The organism is Enterococcus sp. DIV0755b, assembly GCF_051713765.1.
Taxonomy (GTDB): domain Bacteria; phylum Bacillota; class Bacilli; order Lactobacillales; family Enterococcaceae; genus Enterococcus_C; species Enterococcus_C canintestini.
This window is the reverse complement of sequence record NZ_JBIOQN010000001.1, coordinates 921,851-944,661: the sequence shown is the minus strand read 5'-3', so window position 1 is coordinate 944,661 and position 22,811 is coordinate 921,851. Positions and strand designations below refer to the sequence as shown.

Annotated in this window: 22 protein-coding genes and 1 other RNA gene; 6 read left to right on the top strand and 17 right to left on the bottom strand. The window is 36.6% G+C overall.

All coding sequences use genetic code 11. The features are described 5' to 3' along the window. Positions 1–142: 142 nt before the first annotated feature. The 5 genes from IGI65_RS04555 to IGI65_RS04535 form a co-directional block, all read right to left on the bottom strand. The gene (locus IGI65_RS04555) at positions 143–346 is read right to left on the bottom strand and encodes a hypothetical protein (RefSeq protein ID WP_438773368.1); all 204 of its coding nucleotides are present in this window, start codon (positions 344–346) and stop codon (positions 143–145) included. An 82-nt stretch (positions 347–428) separates the two neighbouring features. Beyond that, entirely contained in the window at positions 429–1,934 is a 1,506-nt protein-coding gene (locus tag IGI65_RS04550; RefSeq protein ID WP_438773367.1) for a phosphomannomutase/phosphoglucomutase, read from the bottom strand. 118 nt (positions 1,935–2,052) lie between these two features. Beyond that, entirely contained in the window at positions 2,053–3,447 is a 1,395-nt protein-coding gene (locus IGI65_RS04545) for a glutamate decarboxylase (RefSeq protein WP_438773366.1), read from the bottom strand. A 97-nt stretch (positions 3,448–3,544) separates the two neighbouring features. Further along, positions 3,545–5,200 carry a phosphoenolpyruvate carboxykinase (ATP) gene (locus tag IGI65_RS04540; protein WP_438773365.1) on the bottom strand — a complete coding sequence of 552 codons (1,656 nt, stop codon included), beginning with the start codon at positions 5,198–5,200 and terminating at the stop codon, positions 3,545–3,547. 106 nt (positions 5,201–5,306) lie between these two features. Next, a complete protein-coding gene (locus tag IGI65_RS04535; RefSeq protein WP_438773364.1) occupies positions 5,307–5,810 on the bottom strand; it encodes a methylated-DNA--[protein]-cysteine S-methyltransferase in 504 nt (167 codons plus the stop codon). Positions 5,811–5,932: 122 nt separating this feature from the next. Here IGI65_RS04535 and IGI65_RS04530 point away from each other — a divergent pair, with 122 nt between their 5' ends. Continuing rightward, positions 5,933–6,823, top strand: coding sequence for a GIY-YIG nuclease family protein (locus tag IGI65_RS04530; RefSeq protein ID WP_438773363.1), 891 nt, complete (start codon positions 5,933–5,935; stop codon positions 6,821–6,823). Positions 6,824–7,014: 191 nt separating this feature from the next. Here IGI65_RS04530 and dtd read toward each other — a convergent pair whose 3' ends face one another. From dtd to IGI65_RS04495, 7 genes are all read right to left on the bottom strand, one after another. Beyond that, positions 7,015–7,461, bottom strand: a complete 447-nt coding sequence (gene dtd / locus IGI65_RS04525; RefSeq protein ID WP_412256134.1) for a D-aminoacyl-tRNA deacylase — start codon at positions 7,459–7,461, stop codon at positions 7,015–7,017. Positions 7,462–7,464: 3 nt separating this feature from the next. Continuing rightward, positions 7,465–9,675, bottom strand: a complete 2,211-nt coding sequence (locus tag IGI65_RS04520) for a RelA/SpoT family protein (RefSeq protein WP_412256132.1) — start codon at positions 9,673–9,675, stop codon at positions 7,465–7,467. A gap of 281 nt (positions 9,676–9,956) precedes the next feature. Continuing rightward, complete coding sequence (locus IGI65_RS04515) at positions 9,957–10,613, bottom strand: deoxyribose-phosphate aldolase (RefSeq protein ID WP_438773362.1); 657 nt, start codon at positions 10,611–10,613, stop codon at positions 9,957–9,959. A 12-nt stretch (positions 10,614–10,625) separates the two neighbouring features. Beyond that, on the bottom strand, positions 10,626–11,372 hold the full coding sequence (locus IGI65_RS04510) for a 16S rRNA (uracil(1498)-N(3))-methyltransferase (protein ID WP_438773361.1): 747 nt from the start codon (positions 11,370–11,372) through the stop codon (positions 10,626–10,628). A 1-nt stretch (position 11,373) separates the two neighbouring features. After that, complete coding sequence (prmA, locus tag IGI65_RS04505) at positions 11,374–12,321, bottom strand: 50S ribosomal protein L11 methyltransferase (protein WP_095005872.1); 948 nt, start codon at positions 12,319–12,321, stop codon at positions 11,374–11,376. Between the two features lie 80 nt (positions 12,322–12,401). Then, a complete protein-coding gene (locus tag IGI65_RS04500) occupies positions 12,402–12,884 on the bottom strand; it encodes a DUF3013 family protein (protein WP_438773360.1) in 483 nt (160 codons plus the stop codon). 2 nt (positions 12,885–12,886) lie between these two features. Further along, positions 12,887–13,519 carry a DNA-3-methyladenine glycosylase gene (locus tag IGI65_RS04495; protein ID WP_412256123.1) on the bottom strand — a complete coding sequence of 211 codons (633 nt, stop codon included), beginning with the start codon at positions 13,517–13,519 and terminating at the stop codon, positions 12,887–12,889. 366 nt (positions 13,520–13,885) lie between these two features. On the opposite strand from IGI65_RS04495, the gene IGI65_RS04490 reads away from it, so the two are divergent. The 4 genes from IGI65_RS04490 (at position 13,886) to IGI65_RS04475 (ending at position 16,490) form a co-directional block, all read left to right on the top strand. Further along, on the top strand, positions 13,886–15,184 hold the full coding sequence (locus IGI65_RS04490) for a replication-associated recombination protein A (protein ID WP_412256122.1): 1,299 nt from the start codon (positions 13,886–13,888) through the stop codon (positions 15,182–15,184). Between the two features lie 174 nt (positions 15,185–15,358). Next, positions 15,359–15,553, top strand: a non-coding RNA gene (ssrS, locus tag IGI65_RS04485) — 6S RNA. Between the two features lie 73 nt (positions 15,554–15,626). After that, positions 15,627–15,902, top strand: a complete 276-nt coding sequence (locus tag IGI65_RS04480; RefSeq protein ID WP_071864608.1) for a hypothetical protein — start codon at positions 15,627–15,629, stop codon at positions 15,900–15,902. Between the two features lie 108 nt (positions 15,903–16,010). Next, positions 16,011–16,490 (top strand): universal stress protein, encoded by a 480-nt coding sequence (locus tag IGI65_RS04475; protein WP_071864607.1) that lies wholly within the window; start codon positions 16,011–16,013, stop codon positions 16,488–16,490. Between the two features lie 66 nt (positions 16,491–16,556). On the opposite strand, the gene IGI65_RS04470 is transcribed toward IGI65_RS04475, so the two are convergent. Next, positions 16,557–17,669 (bottom strand): sortase domain-containing protein, encoded by a 1,113-nt coding sequence (locus IGI65_RS04470; protein WP_438773359.1) that lies wholly within the window; start codon positions 17,667–17,669, stop codon positions 16,557–16,559. A gap of 412 nt (positions 17,670–18,081) precedes the next feature. On the opposite strand from IGI65_RS04470, the gene IGI65_RS04465 reads away from it, so the two are divergent. Continuing rightward, positions 18,082–18,972, top strand: coding sequence for a cation diffusion facilitator family transporter (locus IGI65_RS04465; RefSeq protein ID WP_438773358.1), 891 nt, complete (start codon positions 18,082–18,084; stop codon positions 18,970–18,972). Between the two features lie 219 nt (positions 18,973–19,191). On the opposite strand, the gene IGI65_RS04460 is transcribed toward IGI65_RS04465, so the two are convergent. The 4 genes from IGI65_RS04460 to proC all read right to left on the bottom strand — a co-directional run bounded on the left by IGI65_RS04460 (position 19,192) and on the right by proC (position 22,716). Further along, entirely contained in the window at positions 19,192–19,875 is a 684-nt protein-coding gene (locus tag IGI65_RS04460; protein ID WP_071864604.1) for an ABC transporter ATP-binding protein, read from the bottom strand. A 4-nt stretch (positions 19,876–19,879) separates the two neighbouring features. Then, positions 19,880–20,959 (bottom strand): ABC transporter permease, encoded by a 1,080-nt coding sequence (locus IGI65_RS04455; RefSeq protein WP_438773357.1) that lies wholly within the window; start codon positions 20,957–20,959, stop codon positions 19,880–19,882. 340 nt (positions 20,960–21,299) lie between these two features. Beyond that, complete coding sequence (locus tag IGI65_RS04450) at positions 21,300–21,899, bottom strand: TetR/AcrR family transcriptional regulator (RefSeq protein ID WP_438773356.1); 600 nt, start codon at positions 21,897–21,899, stop codon at positions 21,300–21,302. A gap of 13 nt (positions 21,900–21,912) precedes the next feature. Continuing rightward, complete coding sequence (proC, locus tag IGI65_RS04445; RefSeq protein WP_438773355.1) at positions 21,913–22,716, bottom strand: pyrroline-5-carboxylate reductase; 804 nt, start codon at positions 22,714–22,716, stop codon at positions 21,913–21,915. Between the last annotated feature and the right edge of the window lie 95 nt (positions 22,717–22,811).

Below are 22,811 nucleotides of genomic sequence, written 5' to 3'. Positions count from 1 at the left end.
CCTCCTATCAGACACATTTAGTGAAGCTTATAATATCAAGTTAGCGCATTTTGTTTTTTGTCGCAAGTTCTGACACCAGATTTAAAAATAACTTAGCGAATAAAAAATACTTCCCATAAAAGTTATGAGAAGTATCTTTACTTTATTCAATTATTAAAATACCTTCTTCGACTAATTTGGCACAAAATAAAAATAGACCATCAGCAAATAAAACACTCATATTCACGCCAAAGTATAAAGCAATCTTTTCAAACCAATCACTCCGTCGTCTTTTCAGATAGCAGTACGCTAAAAAATTACTGCCATAAGTGATGACAGTGGCACCAATTAAAACCCAACCGATCATTTTCAATCCCCTTTTACTAAAACCTTTTCAGCTTTATTTTTACGCAAAATTTGCTTATTTGCAAGCGGTATCTTGACAAATCTTATTTTTTGTCTAAAGATGTCAGGTCTAAGCTAGTAAAAGTAGCGAAAAACTTACGTAAAATAGGCAGGACTTTTTGAATCATATCATTTTCATCATTTTCTATTTGCAAAACAAGTAGCGGCTCATGTAAACTTAAGCGCAATAAAAACCAGCCTGTGCCATAAGGTTCACTTAAAATCATTCGCACGCCTTCTTCATTTTCTATATCTTCTTTAAAACCGATAAAGTCCGCTTTTCTTAAGGCATCAATTACGTTTTGTCCATAGTCTTTAAAATTGGTTTCATCAATTTTCAGGCGTATTTCCATTGTTTGAGCAGGTTGTTTTAATTGGGCAATGAGGTCATTAATCGTTTGGCCTTTGGCTTTTAATTGTGGTAAAACCATTAAAATTTTGGCTACCACATAGGCGCCATCATCGAGGTTATAATTTTCCTTAAAAGCCGCATGACCACTTGTTTCAATGGCAAGTTGGGTGTCAATCCCTTCATTATTTAACGCTATCATTTTATTGATCACATTCCGATAGCCCGAAATATAACGGACTTGTTTGCCCCCTAGCGCTTCAATAAACGTTTTTAAATGATCACTTGTCGGCGAATTGGTTACAATTACAGCACCTTTGTGTTGGGTTAAAACAATATTACTTAACACGGCAATTAAATTATTGCGGTTCAAAACGGCGCCATCAGGTCCCACTAAAGCTGCACGATCAACGTCGGTATCAAAAATAACTCCGAGATCGGACTTTTCTCGCAACACTGCTGCTTTAATACTTGCCATCGCTTCTTTATTATCGGGGTTAGGAATATGATTGGGAAAATGACCATCTGGGTTTAAAAATTGCGAACCGGTAGTATCTGCTCCTAATACTTGCAAGACTTTTTCAACAAAAAAACCACCTGCCCCATTGCCAGCATCAACGATAATATGCCAACCTTCCAGCGGTTTTTCTCCAAATTCTTTCGTTGCTAAACTTATCTTTTCAACTAAATCAGCACTATAAAGAGAAATAAGGTCCGCAGTTTGACTTGTTCCCTTTAAACCATTTTTGTGTTGGTTTGAATGAGCCATGATATATGCCACATCTTCTGCTTCTACGCCCCCTGTTTTGGTAAAAATTTTTACCCCATTGTAATAATAAGGCAGGTGACTTGCCGTTAGCATAATGCCCGCATCACAAGAAAATTGTGGAAATTGCGTACTCATAAACATCGCTGGCGTAGTAGCTAAACCAAAGTCAATTACCTGTACACCTTGCGCGTTAAACGAAGCCACCATTGCTTCTTTTAGTGCCCAACCACTAATACGACTATCTTGGCCAATTCCGATAATTAATTTACCTTGATTGTATTTTTCTTCTAATCCTTTTTTGATTAAAAAAGAAATGATGCCACCTGCAATTTTTTCTATTTCATAGGGAGTTAAATTTTCTTTATAATCTGTTGTCGCTACTGCAATACCACGAATATCTGAACTTAATGCCAATGGTAATTTCTTTGCCAAAATAAGCACCCTTTCTGAAAACGCTTTTCTTCAGTATAACAGATTCTTTTTTTAGAAGCATTACTTTTTTGGTAAAAAATACTTTTATCTACCACGGAAATATTTGAACTTTGTAAAGTTAGTGAGTAAAGCCATAATTTTTTCGTTCTTTTTTTTCGTGAAAAACTAAATGGCTCTGCTCTAATTCTTTAATTGCCACTTTTAAATCTTCGATAAAGTCATGGGCCATATTCATTCCAAAATCACTCCGGACGACAATGCGCTGAATGATCTCTTCGTCTAAATTCTTCGGTAAAGGATACGTTGGAACTTGCCATCCTTTCATTAAGAGGCGATCAGAAAGATCATAGAGCGTCCATTTCCTAGTTTTATCCGCGACCAATTTATAACAGAGTAGAGGAAGTTGGTCTCCGGTATTAATTAGTTCAAATTGTTTTGCTTCTTTTAATTTCTCTCCTAAATAAAGGGCGACATCATGAGTCCGTTTATGAATACTTTGATACCCTTTATAGCCAAAACGAACAAAATTATAATATTGCCCAATCAATTGCGCACCACTATGCGAGAAATTAATCGCCATTGTTGGTAATTCTCCCCCTAAGTAACTCACTTTAAAAACTAGTTCTTCTGGTAAAAAAGTTTTGTCTTTCCACAATACCCAACCAATTCCTGGATACACCAACCCATATTTATGACCTGAAGCATTAATGGAAATAACATTATCTAGTTGAAAATCCCATTTTAATTCCGGTTCAACAAAAGGTGCATATAATCCGCCAGAAGCTGCGTCAACATGAATAAAAACTTTTTGCTCTGTTTGTTCGTTGTAAGTTGTCAACAACTCATCCAATTTTTTGATATTGTCGTATTGTCCGGTATAGGTGATACCCAAAATCCCTACGATACCAATTGTATATTCGTCAATTGCTGCCACTGCCTTTTCTACATCTAAAGAAAGACAGTCTGTCGTCAATGGAATTTCCCGTAATTCAATATCCCAATAAACACAAAACTTTTCCCAGCAAACTTGGTAGCCCGAAGAAATAATTAAATTGGGCTTTTTTTCTTTTAGTGCTATTCCAGCTTTTTCGGCCCGCTTACGCCAAGCAAATTTCATAGCCATGCCCGCTAACATACACGCCTCTGAAGAACCAATCGTCGAAGTTCCAATAAAATTTTCTGGAGCATGCCATAAATTTGCGATAATGTTGACACAGCGATTCTCAATTTCTGCTGTCCGGGGATATTCCGATTTATCAATCACGTTGCGATCTAATGTTTCGCTCATTAGTTTCACCGCTTCTGGTTCCATATAAGTTTGACAAAAAGTTGCTAGATTTAATCGTGCTTTGCCTTCATCTAACAGATCATCTTTAATCATTTGATACGCAACTCGCGGTTCCATTGATTCTTGAGCTAATTTGTAAGAAGGTAAGACTTCATCTTCGTTTTTGGTTCCAAATATGGGTTCTAAATATTCTGCTTCGCGGCGATCTTTTTTTTCATATAACATTTTTTTCACTCCCATTTTCATTGCTACTTTTATCTCATTGCTATTATGTCAATCAAAAGAAAACCCGCAAAAAAATTTTTTGCGGATTTTTTACTATTTAAGCTAATTCAGCCAGCAATTTTTCCATCGCTTGGGCGACTTCTGCTGGAAGAGCGTTGTATCCTTCATTTTCTGTTTTTTGCGCCAAAATGAAATCAAGACGCCCTTGCATTCGAATCCGCAACTGATCAATATAAGTTGGATCAGAAAAATCAACTTCAAAACCGTCAACTGGTAAATAACTCATATTACTCAACGGTCCAAAGGCACTAAATTCAGCGGTACCATCTACGATTTTTTCAATTGAGCCTAATGTATCTTTAGGCTTCACTTTCTTACCTTTGTAAAAACCGGTATTTAAGATATAACAAGCAGTCGCTGTCGTTTTACTAGCAAAAATATCACGAAAATCAGCATAATCTTGCCCCAATGGATAGCATCGGAAAGGATTTGCAAAGGGTTCAATTACCAGTTTATCCAAATCAACATTTCCAACTACATTTTCAGCAGTGGTTCGTTTGGTTGCAAGGGTTAAGCCAAAGACAGCTGCCAAGGTTGGATCTTCAATTTTTATAACTGGGGGTAAACTGTCATCTTTCATAATCCAAAAGATTGCATCAATCGCTTCATTTAAATGATCTACTCGATTTTTTGTTACGTAGCGGGATTTAACTGTGCGTCCGTTTCCATTGCGGATATCTTGGGTAACAATGACTTTTTTCTCTTCATTGTCTAAGGTGACACCGACATTTTGACAAGTCAGAAAATATTTTACAGCCTCATCATCTAAAGGATAATCTTGTGTTTTATCAAAATAAGCCGGTTCTAGGGCAGTCGTTGAGCCATGCTCTTTGTTGATAACAAAAGCATCGTCATGTAAAACATCTACTTGGTATTTATCCCCGTGTTTGGCTAATGTAATAGTAGATTTACCTGATCCAGAAAGACCAAAAGCTGCCATTGTAAACTTGCTATCTTTTTTGTGATATTGTTTCATGCCACCATGACAGGCAATAAAACCATTACGATGAGCTGTGGCCCAAGCTAGAGTTAAAGTGGCTTTTTTTAGTTCACCAAAATAATTTAGACCTAATACTGCTGCAACGTTATGTTCTGGATCAAATAATGCTAAGCCATGAGGAAAATCAGGATGTGACCAATTTGGATCAGCATATAAATAAATATCGTTTTCAGGATATGAAATAGAATTTCCGTATAACTTCTGAAACTCATTGGTTAAAATTTGGAAATTCAATAAATAAGAATAAAAATTGGTTTCATAACCCGTTGGCAATAATAAATGCCCTTTTACCATAAATTCTGAATCCAAGCCGACAACAACTTCACCACGATAAAACTTTTGCGTGCGTCCTGTATACAATGCCTGCCGTAATATTCCTTCAAAAAGTGTCCGGTCAATGCCTGGCTGTCCAATTACTCTGCGAGCTGCCGCTGTTCGGCCGGTGACTTTCCCGTCATTAAAAACAAGTACTTTAGCATCATCTGGTAAGCCTAGTTCTTTGGTGTGAATTACCGGCATATCGGTAATAACTGCCCCTGGTGCTTCTTTTGCTAAATTATAAGCGGTCGTTAAATCTAAAACCGGCGTGACATTATTACCGTAAAAAACCGATTCTACCATTGTTTTAAAACTAGAAAATAAAGAATTATCAGGTGAAATATCCTGATGCGAATAAGTGCCAATCGTTGCCATCTGTCGTCCTCCAATCAATTATATTAAAATTAAAGTGTTTACATGATAATAAATTAATTATAATACAACGATGGTTACTTGTCTTTTTATTTTCTTTAAAAAAAATTTAATATGCAAATTCAGATATTCCTTCTTTTTCCAGCAAAGCTACTTTCATTGGGATGCCACCACGATAACCTGTTAACCGACCATTTTTACCGATAATACGATGGCAGGCAACAACAATCATTAACGGGTTGCGTCCTACTGCATTCGCAACGGCTCGCACTCCTTTTTCATTATCAACTTGTTGGGCAATCTGACTGTATGAAGTCGTGGTACCATATGGAACTTCTTTTACTTTTTGCCATACTTTCTTTTGAAAATCTGTTCCAATTAGAGCAACAGGAAAATTAAATTTCTCTAATTTCCCATTAAAATAAGCCGTTAATTCTCTTTTGACATCCTCACTGCTCCCTTTTACTGCTTGTAATGGCCAGCCTTTAAAAAATTTAGCTAATTCAGCAGCTGCGACATCTTCTATGCCAATGTAACAAACGCCGCTTGCAATGCGCCCAACCACAAATTGATAAGAATCAATACTAAAACGATCAACAAAAATTGTTTCCATCTCTTTCACCTCGTTATTATTGTACCCTTAATTTTTGAGAATTACTTGGTTAAATGTATTTTGGCTAAATGAGCTTTTTACGTTATACTAAACCCACTAAAATGATAAAAAGAGACGAGAATATGACTTTACAAGATAAATTAAAAAAATTACCTACCACACCAGGAATTTATTTAATGAAAGATACTCACGGAGATGTGATCTACGTAGGGAAAGCAAAAAATTTAAAACAGCGCGTTCGTTCTTATTTTCAAAAAAACCAGCAACATTCTAAAAAAGTGCAGCGGATGATCTTTAATATTGCCGATTTGGAAGTTCGATTAGTGGAAACCGAACTAGACGCGTTATTATTGGAATGCCGATTAATCCAAGAAATTCATCCGCATTACAATCGCATCATGAACTATTATCAAAATTACTGTTATGTCGACTTTAGCGCAGCAAAAATGCAACTAACACCAACGCCTACAAACACGAGCTTGGGGCCATTTCGTCAATATAAAAAATTACCTCAGATTTTATCCATCTTAGCTGAGACCTATCTATTGCCTAGTACCAATCGGGTAACGCAACAAATGATTCGCCAACAACTACCGGAAGTAGAAACAATACCATTAGCGACCCGTTTTTCAAATTGCCAGTCCTTTTTTGCTGGTAAAGAAACTACTTTTTTTACTTTATTAAACCAACGTATCGCCTATAGCGCCAACCAGCAAAACTTTGAACATGCTCAATTACTAAAAGAACAATTAGAGCTGTGCCAACACTTCTATCATTATATAAAACAGCGCACAGACTTCTGCCAACAACAACAATTGCTTTTAAAAATCCCCTTAACAGAAGAAAAACAAAAAATTTATTTTATCGCTTATGGCCAGATCGTTAAAACTGAAATTTTAAAAAATGAGCAACCAGTAGTATTTCCACAAGGAGACTTTTCATCAAAGCCTTTAGAAAAAGCAGACGTTGATCCTTTAGATATTTTACGAAGTTACTACACCCAGCATCACTAAATGGCTATTTCAACAAATTTCGACGTATAGGGGCAATCTTCCAATCAGAAAAGCTGAGAAATTTAAAAAGTTAGTCACTAACAACTGAGCAATTTAACTTTAGCTTTTTTATCTTTATAAAAGATAGGCACCCTTTATTAAAAAAGACCTGAAGAAAAACACGTTAACAGTATTTTCCTTCAGGTCATATTTTATTTATCTCGTGTATCAATAATAATTGTTACCGGTCCGTCATTTACTAGTGCTACTTGCATATCGGCCCCAAATTTTCCAGTCTCTACTTGTAAGCCACTTTGTCGTAAGCCTTCATTAAACGCTTCGTAAAGCGGAATCGCTTGGTCTGGTCGCGCAGCTTTGACAAAACTAGGACGATTACCCTTTTTAGTATCTGCATAGAGTGTGAATTGCGAAACACTTAAAATACTTCCGGCAACTGCATCAATACTCAAATTCATTTTACCAGCTTCATCTTCAAAAATGCGCATCATGGTAATCTTACGGATTAAATAATCCACATCTTCTTTAGTATCTTCTTCATGGATTCCCAATAAAATCATAAATCCTTGCTGAATGCTGCCGACAATTTGATCATCAATCGTTACACTGGCAGATTTGACACGCTGAATAACTGCTTTCATCTTTTACCCCTTTGTCCGTCTGACACTATAAACTTCAGGTATTTGTTTAATTTTATCCACAATTTGTTTTAAATGGGTTAAGTTTTGAATGCCAACTGTAATACGAATCGTTGCCATTTTATCTTTATTCGATTTTGCTTCCACGCTTTGTAAACGCTTGGTCATAGCGTTAACTGTTTGTAAAACATCATTTAATAAACCAGAACGATCATAGCCATAAATTTCTAAATCAGCGTCATATTCTTTTGAATTATTAGAAGTATCTTCCCATTCTACTTCAATAAGACGCTTTTGAGCGTTTTCTGTCTGAACATTTGGGCAATCACGGCGATGAATGGAGATACCACGACCTTTGGTGATATAACCGACAATGTCATCTCCTGGCACAGGATTACAACAACGACTAATACGAATTAATAAGTTGTCTGCCCCTTCAATAACGATACCACCATCATGACGAACTTTCATCCGTTCTTCTTTTTTAGTAGGTGGCTGATTCATTAAATCTTGTACTTTTTGTTTTTCTTTTTCTTCTTTTTGTAGGCGACGTTCTTCTTCTGTGAGACGATTAGCTACAGTGGTAGGACTCACTTCGCCATAACCAACAGCGGCATATAAATCATCTTCTGATTGATAATTAAAGCGTTCTAAAAGTTCTGCCATTTTATTTTTGTTCATGTAATCTTTTGGTAAGAATTCCATTTCTTGCAACGTTTTATAAACGGCATCGTGACCCTTTTGAACATTTTCTTCGCGATCTTGTGCTTTGAAGAAGCGTTTGATTTTATTTTTAGCTTTACTCGTTGCCACCAACTTCGCCCAGTCGCGACTAGGACCAAAAGAATTTGGTGAGGTTAAAATTTCAACAATATCCCCATTTTTTAATTTATAATCCAACTGTACCATTTTGCCGTTAACCTTGGCACCAGTGGTTTTATTGCCCACATCAGTATGAATACTATACGCAAAGTCAAGTGGTCCAGATCCTTGAGGTAACTCGGTGACATCGCCTTTTGGTGTGAAAACATACACTTTATCGCTAAAAATATCGCCTTTAACACCTTCCATAAATTCAGAAGCATCGTAACTTTCATCTTGAAGTTCCAAAATTTCACGGAACCAACTGATTTGATTGGTCATTTTATCCGGCTTCACTTTATCGGTTTTGCCTTCTTTGTAAGCCCAATGTGCAGCTACCCCGAATTCTGCTATTTCGTGCATTTCATGGGTTCTGATTTGGATTTCCACTGGATTGCCTTTAGGTCCAATTACTGTCGTGTGTAAAGACTGATACATATTGGCTTTTGGCATTGCAATATAATCTTTAAAACGGCCTGGCATTGGTTTCCATTTTGTATGAATGGTACCTAAGACGGCATAGCAATCTTTAATAGTATCTACAATAACTCGAATGGCTAACAGGTCATAAATCTCTTCAAACTTTTTCTTTTGGTCGACCATTTTGCGATAGATTGAATAAATATGTTTAGGACGACCATAAATTTCGGCGTAAATATCCAATTCCTCGGTGGCTACGCGAATTTCTTCAACTGTTTCTGCCACATAAGCTTCTCGCTCATCTCGTTTTGTCTGCATAAGATGCACAATGCGGTAGTATTGTTGTGGATTTAAATAACGAAGTGCCGTATCTTCTAATTCCCACTTAATCCGACTAATCCCCAAACGATGGGCTAATGGCGCATAAATTTCCAGTGTTTCTTTGGCAATTCGGCGTTGTTTATCTTCTCTTAGATGTTTTAACGTGCGCATATTATGCAAACGATCGGCTAATTTCACCATGATTACCCGTAAATCTTGTGCCATGGCAATTAACATTTTACGGTGATTTTCCGCTAACTGTTCTTCGTGAGATTTGTATTTAATTTTCCCAAGTTTTGTAACCCCGTCCACTAACATAGCCACATCACTGCCGAAATCTCGGGTTAAATCCGCTAAAGTAATCGGTGTGTCTTCTACTACATCGTGTAAAAAGCCCGTAGCAACAGTGTGTGGATCCATATGCAGTTCAGCTAAAATACCAGCAACTTGAATCGGATGAATAATGTAAGGTTCCCCAGATTTGCGAAATTGTTCTTTGTGGGCCTCAGTGGCATAATCTAAAGCTTTTTGTACAAAAGCCACATGTTCGGCACTCATATATTGACTAACTAAACGAATCACGCCAGGACCTGTTAGTATTTCATCTTTTGCCACAAGCATACCTCTTTTCTTTTTCACAACTGATAAGAAAAACTTTACAAAGGACTTTTCACGAAGTACTAAGGCGGAATCTTGATCATTCAGCTTGTACTGATTCAAAATTTCGACTTAATAGTCCCAAAAGTTCCTCTCTAAAGTTAAACATCGTTACGCTTTAATTCTAAACGCTACTAGTGCGATTAGTAAGAAAAGTACCGACTTTAAAGCGGTACTTTTCCATAATTAGGCTTATTATACACTAGATGTAAATGTGATTTCAATTACTGCAACCTTATTTAAACTACCCTTAATTTTGCCGTTAAATCTAAATTCTCTAACGTAAAAACGCCAAAGCAGTCTGCCCCACTTAAAAGTAATTCTTGTAGTTGTTTTGTATCGGGTTTAATCAGATTAATTTGTAACTCCACAGCCTTACCTGCGTCATAGGCAAAAATGGTAGCATCATGCTTGGCATTTTCAAAAGAATCGCCTTCTCCTAGTACAAGATGATTCCAACCTAATTTTTTGATAGTTTCTGCAATTTCAATTTTTTGGAGCTCTTTTAAATGACGACTATCCACCCGAATTCTAATTTCACCCCAAGCCATTGCCAATGAATGTAATGTCTGTTGTAAAACTTGTGCTTGCTCACATTGCTGAATTAGCATAGTTGGTGAAACCGTAATTTCTAAAAAGTCAGCTCCACTTTGAAAAGCTTTCCCCACTTCAAAAGCTTTTTTAGCGATCGTACCATTTCCTAAAGGATAGTCAATCACTGTGCCAATTTTTATAGTTGTTCGCGCCAAAAGTTGTTTTGCACGTTCTAGGTGATTTGGCAACACAACGATTTCTTTTACCGGTTGGGTTTGTAATGCTAAAAGTTGATCTTTAAAATCCCAATCTGTCATAGCTGGGTTAACTAAGCGTAAGCTGACAACCTCACTAACGTCCATACTTTCACCTCTTTATAGTAATTCCCATTGATAGCTAATTGCACTTAACAAATACAAAGGGGCAGTTTCAGTTCGCAAAATTCGCGGTCCTAAACCACATAATTTACCGCCAGCTGCGGTCATTTTTTTAATTTCAGCAGGTGTGATACCACCTTCTGGTCCAAAGATAGCCAACAACCGACTGCCAGCAGGCAAACTTTGCAAAACTTCTACTAATTGTGCCTTTTCCCCTTGTTTAGCTGATTCTTCATAAGCTACCACAATTGCATCATAGTCGGTTAATTTATCCCACAACTGTCCCTCATTTGCCAAAAGAGTTATATTTGGTGTTAATTGTCGTTGGGATTGTTCAGCTGCCTCTTGGGCAATTTTAGCTAAACGTTGTTGTTTTTTAGCTAATTTTTTTTCATCCCATTTCACGACTGAACTTTGTGCTGGAAAACCAATAAATTCATAAGCACCAAGCTCGGTCCCTTTTTGAACAATCCATTCCAACTTATCACCTTTTGGATAGCCGCTGGCAATCGTAACTAGAAGTGGTAATTCTTTGTTTTGCAACTCTTTTGCCACTTCTGTTAAAATAACCGCATTTTCTTCAATTGCGACAATTTTTGCAACAATCGCAATTTGATCTGCGTAAACGAGATAAACTTCATCATCTGGTTTCATACGCATTACCCGAATCATATGGTGGAAAGCTTCGCCGGTTAAGCGAATTTTCTCTCTTTGGTAAGGCGTTGAAATAAAATAACGTTGCATATTAAACTTCCTCTTTTTTCAGAATAATCGCAAACCAATCTTTTTGCTGCAAGACTTGCGCCACGTAAAATCCGTTTGCCTCCAGCACTTCTAGTACTTCCGCTTTTTTATCTTCAATAATCCCTGAAACAATCAGCGTTCCAGTATCCTTTAATAAACGATAAGCATCGGGAACCATTTTGATGATAATGTCAGCTAAAATATTGGCAACAATCACGTCAGCTTCAATTGTAACGCCGTTTAATAAATCATTAGCGCTCACGTGAACGTCTTTTGCGACAGGATTCAAATCCATATTTTCTTGAGCAGAGCGCACCGCTACCTCGTCTAAATCAAAAGCATAAACATCTTTTGCACCTAAAAATTTACTGGCAATACTTAATACTCCTGAACCAGTGCCGACATCTAGTAACGTTTCGCCACCACGCAAAGTCATCTCTAATGCTTGTAATGTTAAATTTGTTGTCGGGTGGGTTCCTGTCCCAAAAGCCATGCCGGGATCTAACGTAATAATTTTTTCTTCTGGCATTGTCGCTTGGTAACTTTCCCATTGCGGTACAATCGTTAAATAGCGCGTGACACGGACTGGATGATAATATTTTTTCCAAGCTGTCGCCCAATCTTGTTCAGAAACTTCACTTGTGGTCACATTATTTTTTCCCACCGCTAAACCAAATTCAGGTAGTTTATTAATCCGATCTTTAATAAAAGGCAAGATTTCTGGTAAAAAGGTTGTTTCTGGGAAGTAAGCTTGTACTGTTGCGGCCCCTTTTTCTAAGTTAATAAAATCTGTCTTATCTAAAATCTCACCAAAAGCGTCCGATTGAAAATACTCTGCATCTAGACTATCTTCAATGGCCACCCCGCTAGCACCAGCTTCCATTAAAATATTGGCTACAGCTTCAACTGCTTCACTGGCGGTTTCTACTTTAATTTCATTCCATTTCATTGTTGTACACCTCAATTAAGATTTTCAGCAGTTTAAAGCGCTAAACGCTATTTTACTTGCTTTACACTACTTTATACATTTTAGTAAGCAGGATAAGGAATATAACTATCCCCATCTTTTGCTTTATAACTATTCATTAAAGCAAACAAAACATCGTGGTCAAACGTCAGCTCAAAAACAGCCGCTGATTCATCTGTTAAAAAGTCTAACAAGTCACTTTGACCTTTATCTAAGACATCTTTTAAGTAGTCTACTAAACCGTCTAGCATCGCTTTTGCCATGCCTTTTTTACCTTCATAAGGTAAAACGGCTAAATAATCAGCTTCATTAAATTTTGATTTTGCCGGATTAAATAATAAAATACCATCTTCAAATTCAATAATTTCTTCTTCTGACTCCACCCCTGTGGCATCGTCAATGGTCAGTTTTTCTTTGTTTTCTGCAAAAAAACGTAAGACGATTTCAATCGTATGATTTTTTTTATCCCAATCAAGGGCGACATCATAATCAGATACCTTTTTAGTTAACGCTTCATCTAAATAAGTTAAAATATTCGTTTTCATTTTTATTTCCAGCCCCAATCTTCTCTAATTTGATTTTTCTTTTGTTGTGAAATATAGGGATTTCCAGCTACCGCATACCGCAACGGCATTTGTGTCCACTGGCCTTTATTAGGAATTCCAATTCGTGGTAGTCGTAAAATTTCTTTAGCAGTGCGCTTTTTTTCTGGCACCAATCGTAAGGAACTAGAAAAGATAGACTGTCCATACAAATCTTTGGTGACCCCTAAAGCTGCCACTAACTTACCTGGACCGTTACTAAGTTGCGGTCCATTTTTTCCACCCCGATTTTCCTTCATTAATTCTATTCCTTCTGCTGGCTCAAGTGCGCGAATCATCACACCTTGCGGCAAACCACTTTTCTGCGTAATAATATTTAAAATCAAATGCGTATGCATCGTATAAAGATAAATCGTTCCCGCTTTTTCATACATCGCTCGTACACGGGGCGTTTTTCTCATACCATAGCTGTGTGCAGCCTCATCTTCTGGTCCTAAATACGCCTCGCAATCGACAATATACCCGGCTGTAATGCCCTTTGGTGTTTTATTTTCGATATACATGCCAATTAAGTATTCCGCAATTTCCGGTGTTGTTTTTGTATTCAAAATTTCTTTTACTTCTTTTAATGTTTGCATGACATTCACCTTTTCTCATTGTACACAAAAGACGTCCTTCTGACCACGAAATCAGTTGATTTTTAAGGATTTACCACAATTATAAAAAAAGTGGAACAAACGTGGCTAGCGCTTTAGCATTAAGACGGAATTGTATGAAACTGTTCTGCAATTTGCTTCTAAAAATCCCCCAATCTCATCTATTCAGCGCTAAAATTTCATTTCAAAAAAGCTATGTTATACTTTAATCAGCTTATCGGGTTAACTATCCGTAGCTAAAAAGAGCAAAATTTTATAATCTGTCCTTGTAACCAAAATGCACGTTTAGTAATTACAATTCAAAATTTTTCAATTAATTTATCAACTAAAAAAGGAGGCTTTCTTCCTATGCAAAAGCCACTTGCTTATCGTATGCGCCCTCGTAATTTAGATGAGGTCGTCGGCCAGCAACAGCTAGTTGGGCCAGGTAAAATTATTCGTCGGATGGTGGAGGCCAAGATGTTGTCTTCGATGATTTTATATGGACCACCTGGTACTGGCAAAACGAGTATTGCCTCAGCTATTGCAGGCTCAACTAAATATGCTTTTCGCATGTTAAATGCTGCTACTGATACTAAAAAAGATCTACAAGTCGTAGCTGAAGAAGCTAAAATGAGCGGAACCGTAATTTTATTACTAGACGAAGTTCATCGCTTAGATAAAACGAAACAAGATTTTCTTTTGCCTCACTTAGAAAGTGGGCGCATTATCATGATTGGAGCTACAACCGAGAACCCTTATATTACCATCAATCCGGCGATTCGTAGTCGCTGTCAAATTTTTGAAGTCAAGCCACTTTCAGAAGAAGATATTTTACAAGCGGTCGATTTGGCTTTAGCAGATAAAGAGCGCGGTCTGGGAAATTATCCAGTCAAAATTGATGAAAACGCCCGCCTTCATCTTTCACGGGCTACTAATGGTGATTTACGTAGCGCTTTAAATGGCTTAGAGTTAGCCGTACGCTCAACTCCCGAACAAGATGGCATTATCCACTTAACACTTAGCATTATTGAAGAATGTATCCAAAGAAAAGCTCTTACCCATGATAAAAATGGTGATGCCCATTACGATGTGATTTCTGCTTTTCAAAAATCCATTCGAGGCAGTGATGTCGATGCTGCACTTCATTACTTAGGACGTTTAGTTGAAGCGGGGGATTTAGCCATTATTTGCCGTCGTCTAATGGTTATCGGCTATGAAGATATTGGTTTGGCCAACCCAGCCGCAGCCGCGCGCACAGTTAATGCCGTTTTAGCTGCTGAACGCTTAGGACTTCCAGAAGCTCGCATTCCTTTAGCAGATTGTGTAGTAGACTTATGTCTTTCACCTAAATCAAATTCTGCCTATGCAGCACTAGATGCAGCTATTCAAGACATCCGCACTGGCGCTACAGGTGATGTCCCTGACCACTTAAAAGATAGTCACTACCAAGGGGCAAAAGATTTAGCTCGTGGTATCGGGTATCAGTATCCTCATAATTTTGAAGACGCTTGGGTAAACCAACAATATTTACCAGATAAAATTAAAGATGCTCACTATTATCAACCAAAAGCATCCGGTAAATATGAACAAGCTTTAGGTCAACAGTATTACCGTATCAAAGAGTGGCAGCAACAAAAGCGGAAAACAAAAAAACTATCAGACTAAACTACTTCGTTTAAATAGCTTAAAAATATGAACACTTTTTTCAAAAATTGTTTACGTTAGCTGCTTTACATGACACTACAGTAGTCTTAATAAGATAAGTTGCCATAGATAGCGTTTACAAAAACTAAAGCAATCTGGTTGCTACTTTTGTCCCCCTATGCTACTATGTAAGTGGGAATTCTGTGATGTACGAGTTATCCTTTTTGTGTGTTGACCGAACATTTTTATTGATATATTGGGATCCGTCCTGTGTGAGAGTTGGTAACATGCCTTTTCCTTTGGTAGTTCGATACTCTAACCGTGGAACCCACCTGCTAGAAATTGCGGGATCAATACTATGGGACGAATAACGGCATCGACGGATATTACCCATTCTTTATGAATGTAGCCGCCTGTCTTTTGACAGACGGCTTTTATTTTTAACTTAGAGGAGTTTTATTTTATGATTCGGATCTTAGTCATTTTATTTGCTTTAGTTTTATTGTTTTTAAGCTATATTTTATTAAAAAAGCCTCACTTACTAACACCTTTGTTAGCTTCAAATAAAGAAGATTTAAGTTTTTTAAATACTTATGGTCAACTATACTTTGTTTTTGCAATTTTAGGCTTTATCACAGCAGTCGTAAATTTAAAAACTATCATTTTGCTCTACATCTTTCTAGCACTCATTCTTGCAGCTCTTTTTAGTCTGAAATTAGCCAAATCACTTAATAAATAATCTTTTTGCAATAGCTTCCTTTTTGCAATTCTCTTAAAGTAGTTTACAATAAAACTGTAGATAACAAGATGCTTTATGAGGCGTTGTCAAAGTAAAGGAGTGAGAAAAATGTTACAACAATATAAAACAATTATGGTGGCTGTCGATGGTTCCAGTGAAGCAGAATTAGCTTTTAAAAAAGCGGTGAATGTTGCGCAGCGAAATGAAGCAAAACTACTCATTGCTCATGTTATTGATACACGAGCTTTTCAAACTGTATCTTCTTTTGATGGCATGTTAGCAGAACAAGCGACAGAAATGGCCAAACAAACTCTCGATGATTATGCCACTTACGCCAAAGAACAAGAATGTCACAACATTAAAACTGTGATTGAATACGGCGCACCAAAACCAATTATCGCCAAACAACTACCGCAAGAACACGAGGTAGACTTGATTATGTTAGGTGCAACAGGATTAAATGCAGTGGAACGTCTGTTCATCGGTTCTGTTTCAGAATATGTTATTCGTAACGCTCCTTGTGATGTGTTGGTGGTTCGAACTGATTTAGATAATAAAGTAGTAGAACCAGAAAATGAAAAAGATTAAATGCTAACGATAATAAAAAAACTGAAACGAGTGGTTGACTTTTCAATCACTTGTTTCAGTTTTTTATTAACGAGCCAATACACAACGATTAATCTGTTCGTCGATACACGTCTGTAAGCTAATGCGTTCTCCTTTTTCATCCAATAGTCGTGGCAACACGTCATCTTTTAAATCATTTGCATTATATCCTTCATCTGTAACGTCTATCACTTCATAAACATGGTAAGTCTTTTTGTCACCGTAATCATCATAAACTGTAATCGGTGCACCAACGTACAGTTCCATCACGCTATGAAAATCACCTGGATTGTGACCAATAAAATGCGTTGGTTCCCCATCTTTAACCAAGCCAGTCCCCTTCCAAGTTGCCGCCCCTGTTTCAGGAGCCGCACTAGCGCCTGGCATGTGTCTAAAAGGAATGGTTTGACCATTAAATTGTAAGACGTTTTTTAATTTACTTGAATTAGCACTTTCTTCATTAGAAGTAGGAGACATTTCTTTTTGTATTTGACCTTGTGATTGCGCCTTAATTGTTTTAGGTGCAAGGGCGCGGTTGGTACTGTCATATTCTGTATTTTTTGCGCTGGTAGTCACATTATGTTGTATTTTTGGGAATATTTCTACTTCTAGCTCTTTCTTTGCTATATTATTACCCCTATCTTTGACTTGTACTGTCACTTTTTGTTTCCCGACTTTTTTAGTGTCTACCTTGTCGATTTGGCTTTCAGCTAAGGAGATTGTACCATCCACATCATCTTTGATATCTAGGTAATCTTCCCACTTAAATTTTGCACCATAAGAAAATTGTAATGGTTTTACTTGATGAATAACTGGCGCCGTTTGATCAACTAAATTCACTGTTACGGTACGAGTTAATACTTTATTAAAACGGACATAAACCTTTAAAGGAATTTGATACTGGCCAATTTTAGCTTCTTGCATAGAAACTAATTGCGGAATTTCTACTTTTGTAACTTGCGGCATCTCATTTAAGTGGGCAGCTTCTAATAATGCTTCTTTCATTACATGCTTTTTTGTGGCAGCGGGCAATGTAATCTTATCGACTAGCACTTGATCCATCCGTCGTTCAGCACTGGCGTAGACTTTAAAAAAGCTAATTCCAGCAGATAAAAGACAAACTAACATAATGATCGCAAATAGCAATTCTCTTTTTTTCATAGCCCTCTCCTCTATTTTTTTCTTTATTTTTTAAATAAGAAAAATAACTTTTTCTACATTTCAAATTCAATAGTTTAAATTCTTAAATACGCCTTTATTATATAATTTTATCTTTAAATAAAATATCGTATTTCAACTCATTTTTCCGTTAAATAACCTTCATTTTTTGAACATTTTTCTGTAATTTTTAAAGCAAACTATCTTTAGACAAAACAGTATTGCTGTCTTTACACGTCCACCCTAATATATAATTAGATTTTATTTACAAGTTTCATTTATAAAAGAGGCTCATTATCCTTCGCACAATTTTAATCATTATGTTAAACTCAATATATATGATTACATATTCATGCGTTTTATGTACATATCCGAATCATTATAAATTTATCACATTAGGCTTGGAGGAAATCACATGCATGAACACCATTCTGTCCCCGCCAATATCAATCATGCCTTCAAATTGGGGATTTTAATTAATCTAATTTTTGTTTTTATCGAAACAATTTTTGGCTTTTCAGCTAATGCGCTATCTTTAATAGCTGATGCTGGTCACAATCTAAGTGATGTTTTAGGACTAGTTGTTTCATGGGTAGCAGTTTTATTAAGCAGTCGACCGCGCACGTCTAATCGGACGTATGGTTATAAGCGCAGCTCGATTTTAGCTGCTTTATTTAACGCAATTTTCTTATTAGTAGCCATCGGTGGTATTTTAGTAGAAGCACTACAACGACTACAAAATCCGCAGCCAGTAGCCGAAAATAAGGTCATCGTGGTAGCTTTAATCGGTATTTTAATTAACGGTTTTACCGCCTATCTTTTTATGAAAGATCAACACCACGATTTAAATGTTAAAGGTGCGTTTTTGCATATGGCTGCTGATACGCTGGTGTCTGTTGGGGTGGTAGTTGCTGCAGTTATTGTGAAATTCACCAACTGGTTCTGGTTAGATCCTGTTATCAGCTTAGTGATTGCTGTCATCATTTTTATTGGCACATGGGGACTATTACGCGATGCCGTCAATTTATCCCTTGATGCTGTTCCAAAAGCTGTCGATTACGATGAAGTAAAGAAATTCATTGAAGCTACTCCTGGTGTTTTAGCCATCCACGATCTGCATATTTGGGGGATAAGCACAACTGAAAATGCACTGACTGTTCACATTTGCCGGCAAACACTGGCAGATAACAATCAATTTTTAGAAAAGTTAGATCATGAATTAACGAAAAATTTTGCCCTTTCTCATATCACCATTCAAGTAGAACTCGGGGAAATTGAAAATGAATCTGTAAAACACAGCATTTAAAATATGAGAAGTAAAAAAGGTAAATCACTCGCAAGTAATAAGCAGGAATTTTAATCAATTATTTTTTCAAATTTCTTTAAATTTCAGCTTATTGTCGTAGCGAGTACGTTCATTTTGCTAGCAATGACGCCGGTAGATAAAACTTATTTCTAAAAAATATAAAAGCTCTTTACCTAAAAAAACTGCCTGCTCTCAAATTATTGAGAACAGGCAGTTTCTTTAATTTTCTTTTGGAACTGGTTGTAACACACCATCTGTCATTTTCAACACCCGATCACTCCATTGTGTCATGCGGGGATCATGGGTCACCATGATAGTGGCTTTTTTATTTTGATGCGCTTCATGGGCTAAAAGTTTAACGACTTCAAAAGCATGATCCGTATCTAATGAAGCAGTGGGCTCATCTGCTAAAATAACACTCGGATCATTGTATAAAGCTCGTCCAATAGCTACTCGTTGTCGTTCACCACCGGATAAATCACGGGGATATTTATCTTTTAAGTTTAAAATATCTAAAGAACGTAAAATGGTTTCCACACGTTCTTTATCTAAATTGGCTTTTTTCACTTTATCCACTAAGAAAAATTGTTCCTCAATTTTTAGAAAAGGAATTAAATTTGAAGCTTGTAAAATAAAGCCGATTTCTTTAAAGCGTAGTTGGCTCCGTTTTTTTTCATTTAAATTAGTAAAGTCATTGCCATTAATTAAAATACTACCACTAGAAGGCGTCTGTAACCCACCAGCAATTGTCAAAAAAGTACTTTTCCCAGAACCAGAAGGACCAATAATCGAGACGAATTCTCCCGGTTTAACTGCAAAATCAATACCTTTTAAAGCGGTAATTTGCGTATGACCACTACCAAAAACTTTTTTTACATTATTCATTTCTAAAGCATTTTCCATTTTTTTAACCTCCAATTGCTGTAATTGGATCTACTTTGGTTACTGTTCGAATTGAAAACAGCCCGCCAATAACAGCTACGACTATTAAGACAACACCATATAAGAGCCAGTCATTTGTCACAATTTGAAATGGCATGGCACTCGGTAATATCAGACTAGTTAAAAAGGCCAATACAGCAGCGCCAATCACGCCCATTACCCCGACCATGAAAGATTGTGCAATAATTGATTTGGCAATAAAACCAGTTGAGATACCTTCTGCTTTCATAATGCCAAAAGTCGCTGTCTTTTGTAATGTCATCACGTACATAAAAATCCCAATAACTGCTGTTACTACGATAAATAAGAAGTAGATCATGCCATTTAACGTCAAGTTTTGAGCTGAGTAACCTGGAATAGCTTCAATAAAATCAGTTAATGATAAAGCATCCAAATCTTCTTTTTGATCACTTGTTAAATCCGGACTACCTTTTTTGACTAAAATACCATTGATTGGCATTTGAGTGTTATCTTGCGGTAATTGCCCGTTATATTTCACATTCACAAATGTTTCTGTGTCCGCATATATAACTGGTGTAACCGTGTAATACGTAGCTTTAAAGATACCAACGACTGTTAATTTTTCTTCGTATTTCCCAATCGTAATTTTATCTCCTATTTGATAACCTTCATCTGCTAAATTTTGTGAAATAATGATATCATTTTTCTTTAAATCATTACTGCCTTTGGTAACTTTTGGCAACATGAACGCATCTGAACTTGTACCAAATAATGTAATATCTGTTGTCTTCTTATCTAATTTAGCAGCACCGTTGTAAATACTAATTGGCGTCTTTTTACTTGTTGTCTTTACATCATTAAAATCTTGCAGCGTTAACTGTGAAGCATTTAATGACTTATTGGCGTCTTTGGCCAAAACCACCGTATCTGCTTGCCAATCATCTGCCGCTTGCATAAATTCTTGCGCTAGTCCTGAAGCTAGTCCTGATAGCAAGAAGACTACATAAGAAACCAACAGCATAATGCCAATGATTAGACCATAACGTAGTTTTGCATAGCGCATTTCTTTAAGTGCTAAAAACATATTCATCATCCTTACCTATTTACAATTTTCTTGCTTGAGTACGTTGTTCACTTTAATCTTACAGTGACATTTTGTCACTATTTTTGCTTATAAGTACCAATCCACTTAATTTTTTCTTAATGTTTTGCCATCAAGCTCTTTATTGACTGCTAAAGTTGTCAACAAATCTCGAATTTTCCCCTCACTAAATAGAATAATCTTTTTGACAATATCATAATCGATGAATTTCCTTCACTTTATCTAAGATAGGAAGTTTACAAAATAAAAACAAACATTCAGCTTAAGCGAACATCCAATAGTTCTACTTAAGCTAAATGTTTTAACGAATGTTTCCAATTTATTACTTTTGAATACCATTTTTTAACCATTTAATCCGCATCCGATAAACTTTTAATAACTGCTTTTCATCCCAATCATTAACGATAAAAGCCGTTAAAATCTCCATGACAAAATCCATAATTAAAAATAATAGTTCTTGTGTTTCTTCTAGCGTATCCAACTCAATATCGTTTTTCAACAGCAGCTCCTGCCATTGCAATACCATCGCATTTTGCCCGTTGTTACTATGATTACGCTTGGCAAAAACTGCCGGATTTGCTGTCAGTAACTGAATTTGTTGCCATTCTGTGGCCGTTTTACTAATTACCGCGATTTTTTCTAAATAGTTCGCAATTCCTTCAAATAAATCCTCCGACGTGGTATAAACTGAAGTTAAAATATCGCGATGGACCGCAATTGAAGCCTTTTGAACGATGTAGTTGTGTGCATCAGCTAAATCGATAAAATATTTGTAAAAAGTCCCCCGTGACATGCCCATTTTTTCCACAATCTCAGATACTTTGATTTGTGAAATATGCCGATTATAAAAAGTTGCCAATAAAATTGTTTCAACTTTTTCTTGTTTGTCGGCGGTTAGATTTAAAAAAGTTGATTTCGGCATTTTAAGACCTCCACTAATTTCCCAGCTGTCGACTTTTTTTGGTAGCCGCACTGACTGCTGCCATTGTAGCTGCTCGTAAGCCTTCTGTCTCCAAAGTTTTTACGCCTGTGATAGTCGTACCACCAGGTGAAGTTACCTGATCTTTTAAAACGCCCGGATGTTCTTTTGTCTCAATCACCATTTTAGCCGCACCTAAGACTGTTTGTGCTGCAAATTCATAAGCCATCTCTCGTGACATGCCTTCAAAAACAGCGCCATCGGCTAATGCTTCAATAAACAAATAAACAAATGCAGGACCTGAACCACTTAATCCTGTGACACAATCCATCATCTTTTCAGGAACAACTTCGGCTTTACCAAAACTACGGAAAATAGCTAAAACCTGCGCAATTTCTTCTGAAGTAACAACTGTATTAGCCGCGACTGCTGACATTGCTTCTCCCACTAATGCCGGAGTATTAGGCATAACACGCAAAATTTTCTGAGTTTCTCCAAGACAATCCACTAGCGTATCAATGGTAATTCCAGCAGCTATAGAAACTACAAGTTGTTCATTTTTTATAACTTTTGCGACTTGCGGTAATACTTCAAGTAAAATATTCGGCTTAACTGCAAAAATGATAATATCACTTTTTTGAATGAGTTCATCACTATCTGTCAGTGTTTTAACACCAAAATTTTCCTTGATTTTTTCCAAAGATGGTTTATAAGCATCATAAACAAATATCGCATCTTGTGCGTAAAGTTTTGCTTCTAACAAACCAGCAAGCATTGCCTGTCCCATATTTCCCGCACCATAAAATCCTATCGTTGCCATTTCCTTCATCCTCTCTTTGTTTTAAGTTTGCTATATTTTCTCTAAAAAAGCTACTATCAGCTAAAATTCTACGCAAACAACATAAAGCTAAACAA